This window comes from Aquirufa rosea (assembly GCF_004118285.1).
Lineage (GTDB): Bacteria > Bacteroidota > Bacteroidia > Cytophagales > Spirosomataceae > Aquirufa > Aquirufa rosea.
On sequence record NZ_SDHY01000056.1, the window covers coordinates 1 to 204 of the forward strand.

General features: G+C 45.1%; 1 protein-coding gene. It reads right to left on the minus strand.

From position 1 onward, the window contains the following. Window positions 1-204: hypothetical protein (locus ESB04_RS12565; protein ID WP_205749525.1), on the minus strand; the 204-nt coding region annotated here is incomplete at both ends.

The window sequence follows — 204 nt, forward strand, 5'->3', positions numbered from 1 at the left end:
TAGAAGCCGTACCTACACCGGTAGTAATGTTAGAAGTAGTACCCGTTAAGCTAGTATTATCAGTGGCCGTAATGGTGGTCGTAGTACCAGAAACTGTATGTGAAGTAAATGTTACAGTAGCAGTACCGTTGGCATCGGTTGTACTAGTTGCCGAAGAGAAAGAACCATTGGCATCGCTCTTGGACCAAGTGATGGTTTTACCCG